Consider the following 8,679-nt stretch of genomic DNA (forward strand, 5'->3'; position numbering starts at 1 on the left):
CTCGGCGGCGCGCGGCGTGGCGCCGGTCGACGCGTCGGCCCAGTCGAACGGGCCGACGGTCCGGCCCAGCCCAGCGCCGGTGGCGAAGACCCCGACCAGCACCAGCAGCACGGCGAGCGGCGCCGACCAGGGGCTGCGACCACGAGCCACCCGGGTGGGCGGTGGGGAGGCGGGAGGCGCGGCCATGGCGGGGCTCAGTGGCGGGCGGCACCATGGACGGTACGGGGCCGGCGGGAGGCGGCCACGCCGACGACCGCCCCGGCCACGGTGAGGGCCAGACCGACCGGCACCAGCAGGCCGCCCAGCCCGATGCCGCCGGCGGTGCCGCCGAAGCCGGTCGCCGGGCCGCGGCTCGGCAGCGGGCTGAGGGTCGGCTCCACCTGCTTGACCACCTGGAGCATGGTGGACGCGGTCTGCCCGCTGGGGCACTCCAGCTTGACCCGGTAGTTGCCGGGGCGGGCGCGCTCCTTGACCATCGGCGACGCGGTGAGCAGCCCCCGTTGCGGCTGCACCTGCACGCGGCCGAACGCGTCGGAGACCACGATCGCCGGGATCGAGTTGTCCCGGCAGCTGGCGCGGATGCCGACCAGGAAGCCGGGCTCCACGGTGCTCGGGGTGACCTCGACGAAGATGACGTCCTCGGGTGGCGGCTGGCTCTCCCCGGTCGCCGGTTCGGCGGCGGGCAGCGCGACGGGACGCGGCCCGGCCGACGCGGGGGCCGCCCCGACCAGCGGGGCGCAGGCGGCGGCCGCGATCAGCAACGCCGCGCGTCGCGTGACTGACACCATGCCCCCTCCCGGCGCCGGCCCGTACTGCCGTTACGGGATGAATCCTCTCACCCCGGGCCGTACATCACATCCGATCCGCACCGCCGGTCGCGTACGCTCGGATCGCTGTGACCTCCACCGACCTGAGCGCCGCCCCGCCGGCCCACGCCGCCCGCATCCGCACCTTCCATCCGCGCCGCGGCCGGATGAGCGACCGGCAGCGCGACGCGCTGGCCCGGCTCCGACCCGCGTACGGGCTGGAGATCGCCGACCTCGACGGGCCGTTCGATCCGACGGCGCTGTTCGACCGGCGGGCCCCGTTGGTGCTGGAGATCGGCTCCGGCATGGGCGACGCCACCGCCGCGATGGCGGTCGCCGACCCGGACCGACATTATCTGGCGGTCGAGGTGCACACGCCCGGAATCGCCAACCTGCTGGAGCTGGTCGAACGGCACGGGCTGGCCAACGTCCGGGTGGCCCAGGGCGACGCGCTGGACCTGGTCCGGGCGATGCCGGCGGGCTGCCTGGACGCGGTGCACGTCTTCTTCCCCGACCCCTGGCCGAAGGCCCGCCACCACAAGCGGCGGATCATCCAGCCGGCGCACGTGGCGTTGCTGCGCTCCCGGCTGGCGCCCGGCGGGACACTGCACTGCGCCACCGACTGGGCCGAGTACGCGGAGTCGATGCGGGAGACGCTGACCGCCGACCCGGAGCTGGTGGACGTGTACGGCGGCTTCGCGCCCCGGCCGGCGCACCGGCCGGTGACCAAGTTCGAGCGGCGCGCGCTGACCGCCGGGCGGGACGTCTTCGACCTGATCCACCGGCGGCGCTGAACCCGGTTGGCGCGGCGGCCCATGATCCAGGCACGATGGGAGCCGCCATGACTCTCACCGCCGCGCTGCCGAAGAGCGCCGACCCCGACACCCTCTACGACGCGTTCGCCGGCTGGGCGTCCGAGCGCGATCTCGACCTCTACCCCCACCAGGAGGAGGCGGTCATCGAGATCGTCTCCGGCGCGAACCTGATCATGAACACGCCGACCGGCTCGGGCAAGAGCCTGGTGGCGGTCGCGGCGCACTTCGCGGCCCTGGCCGACGACCGGACGACCTTCTACACCGCGCCGATCAAGGCGCTGGTCTCGGAGAAGTTCTTCGCCCTCTGCGAGGTCTTCGGCGCGGAGAACGTCGGCATGCTCACCGGCGACGCCAGCGTCAACGCGGACGCCCCGATCATCTGCTGCACCGCGGAGATCCTGGCCAACCTGGCGCTGCGCGAGGGCACCCGGGCCGACGTCGGCCAGGTGATCATGGACGAGTTCCACTTCTACGCCGAGCCGGACCGGGGCTGGGCCTGGCAGGTGCCGCTGATCGAACTGCCGCAGGCGCAGTTCATCCTGATGTCGGCCACGCTGGGCGACACCACCCGGTTCGTGGACGACCTGACCCGGCGCACCGGCCGCCCGACCGCCGTCGTCCGCTCGGCCGAGCGTCCGGTCCCGCTCCTCTTCTCGTACGCGATGACCCCGCTGCACGAGACCCTGGAGGAACTGCTGGAGACCAAGCAGGCTCCGGTGTACGTCGTGCACTTCACCCAGGCCGCCGCGCTGGAGCGGGCGCAGGCGCTGATGAGCGTCAACGTCTGCACCCGGGCGGAGAAGGACATGATCGCGCAGGCGATCGGGAACTTCCGGTTCACCTCCGGCTTCGGCAAGACGCTGTCCCGGCTGGTCCGGCACGGCATCGGCGTGCACCACGCCGGCATGCTGCCCAAGTACCGCCGCCTCGTCGAGACCCTGGCCCAGGCCGGCCTGCTCAAGGTCATCTGCGGCACCGACACCCTCGGCGTCGGCATCAACGTGCCGATCCGCACCGTGCTCTTCACCGGCCTGTCCAAGTTCGACGGCACCCGTACCCGGCTGCTCAAGGCCCGCGAGTTCCACCAGATCGCCGGCCGCGCCGGACGGGCCGGCTTCGACACCCTCGGCCGGGTCGTGGTGCAGGCCCCCGAGCACGTCATCGAGAACGAGAAGGCCCTCGCCAAGGCGGGCGACGACCCGAAGAAGCGCCGCAAGGTGGTGAAGAAGAAGCCGCCGGAGGGCTCGATCGGGTGGGGCGAGCCGACCTTCCAGCGCCTCGTCGAGGCCGAGCCGGAGCCGCTGACCTCCAGTTTCCAGGTCAGCCACTCGATGCTGCTCAACGTGATCGGCCGCCCCGGCGACGCGTTCGCCTCGATGCGGCACCTGCTCACCGACAACCACGAGGACCGGGCCGCGCAGCGCCGGCACATCCGCCGGGCCATCGCCATCTACCGGGCGCTCAAGGCCGGTGGCGTGGTCGAGGAGCTGCCCGAGCCGGACGAGCAGGGCCGGCGGGTACGCCTCACCGTCGACCTCCAGCTCGACTTCGCGCTCAACCAGCCGCTGTCCCCGCTCGCCCTGGCCACCATCGAGCTGCTCGACCGGGAGTCCCCGGCGTACGCCCTGGACGTGCTCTCGGTGATCGAGTCGATCCTGGACGACCCGCGCCAGGTGCTCTCCGCGCAGCAGTTCAAGGCCCGCGGCGAGGCGGTCGCCGCGATGAAGGCCGAGGGCATCGAGTACGAGGCCCGCCTCGAACTGCTCGACGAGGTGACCTGGCCGAAGCCCCTCGCCGAGCTGCTGGAGTCGGCGTACGAGATGTACCGGCAGGGCCACCCCTGGGTCGCCGACCACCACCTCTCCCCCAAGTCCGTGGTCCGCGACATGTACGAGCGGGCCATGACCTTCCCCGAGTACGTGCAGTTCTACGGGCTGTCCCGGTCCGAGGGCCTGGTGCTGCGCTACCTCGCGGACGCGTACAAGACGCTGCGGCAGACCGTCCCCGAGGACGCCAAGACCGAGGAACTGGTCGACCTCATCGAATGGCTGGGCGAACTGGTCCGCCAGGTCGACTCCAGCCTGATCGACGAGTGGGAGCGGCTGCGCAACCCGTCCGACGTCGAGGAGGTGGCCGCCTCGCTCGACGACCGGCCGCCGGCGGTCACCCGCAACGCCCGGGCGTTCCGGGTGCTGGTCCGCAACGCCCTGTTCCGCCGGGTCGAGCTGGCCGCCCTGCGCCGCTGGGATCTCCTCGGCGAACTCGACGCCGGGGACGGCTGGGACGCGGACGCCTGGGCGGACGCGCTGGAGCCCTACTTCGAGGCGTACGACTCGATCGGGGTGGGGCCGGACGCGCGCGGGCCGGCGCTGCTGATGATCGAGCAGGGCCGTTCGACGTGGAGTGTGCGCCAGATCCTGGACGACCCGGAGGGCGACCACGACTGGGGGATCAGCGCCGAGGTCGACCTGGCCGCCTCCGACGAGACGGGCGCCGCGGTCGTCCGGATCACCGACGTCGGACAGCTGTAGAACATTTGTTCGACAGGGCCGCCCGGAATGTCCGGGCGGCCCTTTTCGCGCCCTGGGCGATGTCAGCCCCGTCGATTAGAATGTATGTACTAATCGAGCTGCTGAACTGGGAGGATGCTCGTGACCGCGCCCACCTCCACCACCCCGCTCACCCCCTACGCCACCCTCCTCGGGTTCACCCGGTACGTCGACCGCACCGGGCCGACGAAGGCCACCTTCGTCGGGGGCCTGCGCAAGCAGCGGGCGAGCCGGCACGGGTTCAACCCGCACGGCCAGTTCGTCAAGGCGCTCAAGGCCGACGTCGCCTTCCACACCGGCGGCACCCACCTGGCCCAGGTCGCCGACCTGGTCAAGCCGCGCTGGCGCCCGCTCTACGAGGCACTCGTGCCGGGCGCGACGACCTGGCTGCACTCGCTCGGTGAGCCGATGGGCGTCGACCTGGCCCAGACCCGCGACGCCCTCGCCATGCTGGGCGACCTGCCCGTCAAGATCAACCCGCACTTCGGCGTCCGGTACGCCGACGGCCGCGCCGAGGCGGTCCGGCTGCACTTCGACGAGGCGCCGCCGAGCGAGGAGGCCACCCTGGCGACGCTGCACCTGATGGCCCGGCACATGGACGCCGTGCTCCCGCACGCCGAGCCGGTCCTGGTCGACGTCCGGCGCGGCGAGTCCCACCGCATGCCGACGGACGCCAAACCCGACCAGGTCGAGCAGTGGCTCGCCGGCGAAGCCGCCGCCTTCCGCGCCATCTGGTCCACCGCCGCCTGACCCCTTCCCCCGCCCCAAATCCGCTTCTGAGCGCGCTAATTCACGGAAAGAGTGGCTATCCGACGTCGGATAGCCACTCTTTCCGTGAAATTGCAGACGAAGCCTCGGGGTTGTCCACAGGGGCTTTCGGGGGAGGGTGCGGGTGGGCAGGGTTGAGGCGTGGCTCGTACTCCTCGCCGGCCGGCCGAACTGGCCGGCAAGGTGTTCTTCGCGCGGGACGCGGTTCATCGTGGGCTGCTCACGAAGAACGTTCTACGGACCAGCGCCTGGCAGCAACTCTTCCACAACGTGTACGCCGACTCCCGCTTGGAGATCTCCCACCTCACCCGCTGTCGCGCCGCAGCGTCCTGGCTGTTCCCGCCGGGCTGTGCCATCGCCGGGCGGTCTGCGGTGGCGATGCTCGGCGGGCCGCAGCCTCGTACTGACGATGCCGTCGAGGTGCTCGTGCGGCCGGAAGCCCGCTTCGGGCCTGTGGCCGGCCTGCGCATCCACGTCGCCAGGTGGCAGGAAGGCGAGGTGTTACGGGTCGATCAGGTCCCGGTCACTTCGGCGGCGCGCACCTGCTGGGACCTGGCCTGCTGGCTGGATCCGGTAGAGGCGGTGGCGCACATCGACGCGCTGATACATTGCGGCGCGGTCCGCCCGGCCGAACTCGCGACATATTTGGCCGGACGCCACGGGGAGCGCGGCGCACGACGGTTCGCCGAGGTGCTGCGCCTCGTGGACGGCGGCGCGGAGTCCCTCCCCGAGTCGCGACTGCGGGTACGACTCGTCCGCGCCGGCCTTCCCAGGCCGGTGACCCAGCACGTCATCGAGCGCCACGGTCGTTTCGTTGCGAGGGTCGATCTGGCGTGGCCGGAGTTGAAGGTGGCTGTTGAATACGACGGTCTCTGGCACCACGACCTCGACCAGTTCCATCGTGACCGCCGGCGCCTGAACGAGATCCTGAGCGACGAATGGCTCGTCCTGCACGTGACCAGCAAACGCATGGCCGAGGACTTCGAAGCCGTCCTCACTGAGATCCGCACCGCCCTCTCCGCTAGGCGTAACCGCCACTGAGGCGCACTTTCACGGAAAGAGTGCCCACTCCGCGTGGAATAGCCACTCTTTCCGTGAATTTGTGCTGATCTTGGTGGGATGGGGGCGCGGGTCAGGCGGAGAGGTGCTTTTCGAGGTCGTCGAGGATCTTGTTGGCGGCGGTGACGCCGATGCCGGTCATCCAGGTCTCGTCGGAGACGACGTGGGCCTTGCCGGCCTTGACCGCCGACAGGCCCTGCCAGAGGGTGCCCCCGGTGACCTTGGCCTGCTCGGCGGCGGCCTTCTCGCCGTACGCGGTCACGAAGATGACGTCCCCGTCGACCTCGTCGACCCGCTCGGGGCTGACCAGGTCGAAGCGCTTGTCCGCCTTGCCGTCGAGGCGCTGCCGCTCGGGGCGGCCCAGCCCGGTGTCACCGATCACGATGCCGGAGAACGACTCGGGGCCGTACACCCGGATGTTGCCGGGGATGAAGCGCACGATGGAGATCTTCCGCGATGCGGCATCGCCGAGCGCGGCGCCGAACTCCTTGACCCGCTTCTCGTACGCGGCCAGCAGGTCCTTCGCCTGCTGCTCGCGGCCGAGCGCCCGGCCGTCGAGGAGGAAGTTCTCCTTCCAGGTGACGCCCACCTTCTCGGTGAACACGGTCGGCGCGATGGCGGACAGCTCGTCGTAGAACTTCTCCTGGCGGAACTTGCTGCCGAGGATCAGGTCCGGCTTGAGCGCGGTGATCGCCTCCAGGTCGGGCTCGGTGAGCACGCCGACCTCCTTGATGCCGGTGAGCTTCTCGGCGCCGAAGTAGGTCGGCCAGCTCTTCGCCTCGCCGGCGGTCGCCGCGCCGACCGGCGTGACGCCCAGCGAGAGCGCGGTGTCGATCTTGTCGGTGTCGAGTACCACCACGCGCTTCGGTTCGGCGGGCACCTTCGTGGTGCCCATCGCGTGGGTGATCTCCCGGGTCTGGCCGCTGGCCGTACCGGCAACGGGGTCGCTCTCCCCGCAGGCGGTGAGGCCGACGCCGAGGGCGAGGGCCGCGGTGAGAGCGGCGGCGAGTCGACGCATCAGGGTCCTTTCTTCGGGTACGAAGCCGGCGCGCGCTCAGGCGTCGCCGACGGAGGAGCCGGCCGGGGCTGGCACGGCGGCCGGTGCGGCCGAGGTCTGGGTGAGTGCGGGGACCACCAGCGGGGCGCCGCTGACCGGGCAGGGCACCACCACGCAGTCGAGCCCGAAGACGTCCCGCACCAGGTCGGCGGTGAGGATCTCGCGGGGCGGCCCGACGGCGACCACCGCGCCGTCCCGCATGGCGACGAGGTGGTCGGCGTAGCGGGCGGCCTGGTTGAGGTCGTGCAGCACGGCGACCACGGTCCGGCCGCGCTCGGTGCGCAGCCGGTGCAGCAGGTCGAGGACCTCCACCTGGTGGGCCAGGTCGAGGAAGGTGGTGGGCTCGTCCAGCAGCAGCGCCTCGGTGTCCTGGGCGAGGGTCATCGCGATCCAGACCCGCTGGCGCTGGCCGCCGGAGAGGGTGTCCACCGGCCGGTCGGCGAGCCCGGCGACGTCGGCCAGGGTCATGGCCTCCTCGACGGCCCGGCCGTCCGCCGCGGACCACTGCCGCCACCAGCGCTGGTACGGCTGCCGTCCCCGGCCGACCAGGTCCGCCACGGTGATCCCCTCGGGCACCAGCGGGCTCTGCGGGAGCACGCCGAGCCGCCGGGCCACCTCGCGGGTGGGCAGGTCGCGGATCGCCGTACCGTCGAGCAGCACGGCGCCGTGGCGGGGGGTGAGCAGCCGGGCCATGGTCCGCAGCAGGGTGGACTTGCCGCAGGCGTTCGGCCCGACGATGACGGTGAACGCGTCGGCGGGCAGGTCGAGGTCGAGCCCGTCCAGGACGGTCCGGCCCTCGTAGCCGACGACCAGGTCGCGGGTGGACAGCAGCGCGGTCACGACCGCCTCCCTCGGGTCCGCAGCAGCAGGAACATCAGGTACGGGCCGCCGATGGCGGCGGTGAGCACGCCGGCCGGCAGCTGGGTGGGGGCGAGCAGGCGCCGGCCGGCGAGGTCGGCCAGCACCAGCAGCAGCGCCCCGAGCAGGGCCGCACAGAGCAGCGGGGGGCGTTCGGCCCGGACCAGCCGCCGGGCCACCTGGGGCGCGACCAGGGCGACGAAATCCACCGCCCCCACCTGGGCGGTGACGGTCGCGGCGACCAGCACCCCGGTGCCGGCCAGGCCGATCCGCCGGGCCACCGGGCGCAGACCGATGCCCCGGGCGGTGTCGTCGTCGAGGGCGGCGCTGTGCAGCGCCCAGCCGGCCCAGAGCAGCACCGGCAGCAGGACGGCCAGGGTGACGGCGATCCACGCGGCCTCGGTCCAGCCCTTGCCGGCCAGGGTGCCGATCAGCCAGACCTGGGCGCGCAGCCCGTCGATCGGGTCGGCGGCGAGCATGACCACCTCGGTGAGCGCCCGGAACGCGAAGGCCACCGCCACGCCGGCCAGCACGAAGCGTTGCGCGGCCAGGCCGTGCCGGGCTCCGAGGGCGAACACCAGCGCGGCGGCGAGCAGCCCGCCGAGCAGCGCGGCGGGCGCGACCAGGATCGCCGCCGCCCCACCGGTGAGCGCCACCGTGGCGGCCAGGCCGGCGCCCTGGTTGACGCCGATGACGTCGGGGCTGGCCAGCGGGTTGCGCGCCACGCTCTGGATCAGGGTGCCGGCCTGGCCGCCACGGTGGCGCTC

At 72.4% G+C, this 8,679-nt stretch carries 8 protein-coding genes and 1 pseudogene; 4 read left to right on the forward strand and 5 right to left on the reverse strand.

Annotated features, from left to right (window positions below):
- Both ACWEVO_RS21385 and ACWEVO_RS21390 read right to left on the reverse strand, forming a co-directional pair.
- Positions 1-186: pseudogene (locus ACWEVO_RS21385) on the reverse strand (class F sortase); the annotation flags it as partial.
- A gap of 8 nt (positions 187-194) precedes the next feature.
- Positions 195-788 (reverse strand): hypothetical protein, encoded by a 594-nt coding sequence (locus ACWEVO_RS21390; protein ID WP_452309292.1) that lies wholly within the window; start codon positions 786-788, stop codon positions 195-197.
- Between the two features lie 107 nt (positions 789-895).
- On the opposite strand from ACWEVO_RS21390, the gene trmB reads away from it, so the two are divergent.
- The 4 genes from trmB to ACWEVO_RS21410 all read left to right on the forward strand — a co-directional run bounded on the left by trmB (position 896) and on the right by ACWEVO_RS21410 (position 5,979).
- Complete coding sequence (gene trmB / locus ACWEVO_RS21395; protein WP_452309293.1) at positions 896-1,600, forward strand: tRNA (guanosine(46)-N7)-methyltransferase TrmB; 705 nt, start codon at positions 896-898, stop codon at positions 1,598-1,600.
- Positions 1,601-1,647: 47 nt separating this feature from the next.
- Positions 1,648-4,152 (forward strand): DEAD/DEAH box helicase, encoded by a 2,505-nt coding sequence (locus ACWEVO_RS21400; RefSeq protein ID WP_452309294.1) that lies wholly within the window; start codon positions 1,648-1,650, stop codon positions 4,150-4,152.
- A 120-nt stretch (positions 4,153-4,272) separates the two neighbouring features.
- Positions 4,273-4,920, forward strand: coding sequence for a hypothetical protein (locus ACWEVO_RS21405; protein WP_452309295.1), 648 nt, complete (start codon positions 4,273-4,275; stop codon positions 4,918-4,920).
- A 159-nt stretch (positions 4,921-5,079) separates the two neighbouring features.
- The gene (locus tag ACWEVO_RS21410) at positions 5,080-5,979 is read left to right on the forward strand and encodes an endonuclease domain-containing protein (RefSeq protein ID WP_452309296.1); all 900 of its coding nucleotides are present in this window, start codon (positions 5,080-5,082) and stop codon (positions 5,977-5,979) included.
- A gap of 91 nt (positions 5,980-6,070) precedes the next feature.
- On the opposite strand, the gene ACWEVO_RS21415 is transcribed toward ACWEVO_RS21410, so the two are convergent.
- From ACWEVO_RS21415 to ACWEVO_RS21425, 3 genes are all read right to left on the reverse strand, one after another.
- On the reverse strand, positions 6,071-7,015 hold the full coding sequence (locus tag ACWEVO_RS21415) for an ABC transporter substrate-binding protein (RefSeq protein WP_452309297.1): 945 nt from the start codon (positions 7,013-7,015) through the stop codon (positions 6,071-6,073).
- Positions 7,016-7,051: 36 nt separating this feature from the next.
- A complete protein-coding gene (locus ACWEVO_RS21420) occupies positions 7,052-7,894 on the reverse strand; it encodes an ABC transporter ATP-binding protein (protein ID WP_452309298.1) in 843 nt (280 codons plus the stop codon).
- A partial coding sequence (locus ACWEVO_RS21425; protein WP_452309299.1) for a FecCD family ABC transporter permease occupies positions 7,891-8,679 on the reverse strand: 789 nt, incomplete at its 5' end. The genes ACWEVO_RS21425 and ACWEVO_RS21420, both read right to left, overlap by 4 nt.

Source organism: Micromonospora sp. NPDC003776, assembly GCF_053605645.1.

Bases quoted from the DNA above. Each gene is read 5' to 3' on its own strand.
- ACWEVO_RS21400 (WP_452309294.1), top strand. From the start codon at position 1,648: ATGACTCTCACCGCCGCGCTGCCGAAGAGCGCCGACCCCGACACCCTC.
- ACWEVO_RS21415 (WP_452309297.1), bottom strand. From the start codon at position 7,015: ATGCGTCGACTCGCCGCCGCTCTCACCGCGGCCCTCGCCCTCGGCGTC.
- ACWEVO_RS21390 (WP_452309292.1), bottom strand. From the start codon at position 788: ATGGTGTCAGTCACGCGACGCGCGGCGTTGCTGATCGCGGCCGCCGCC.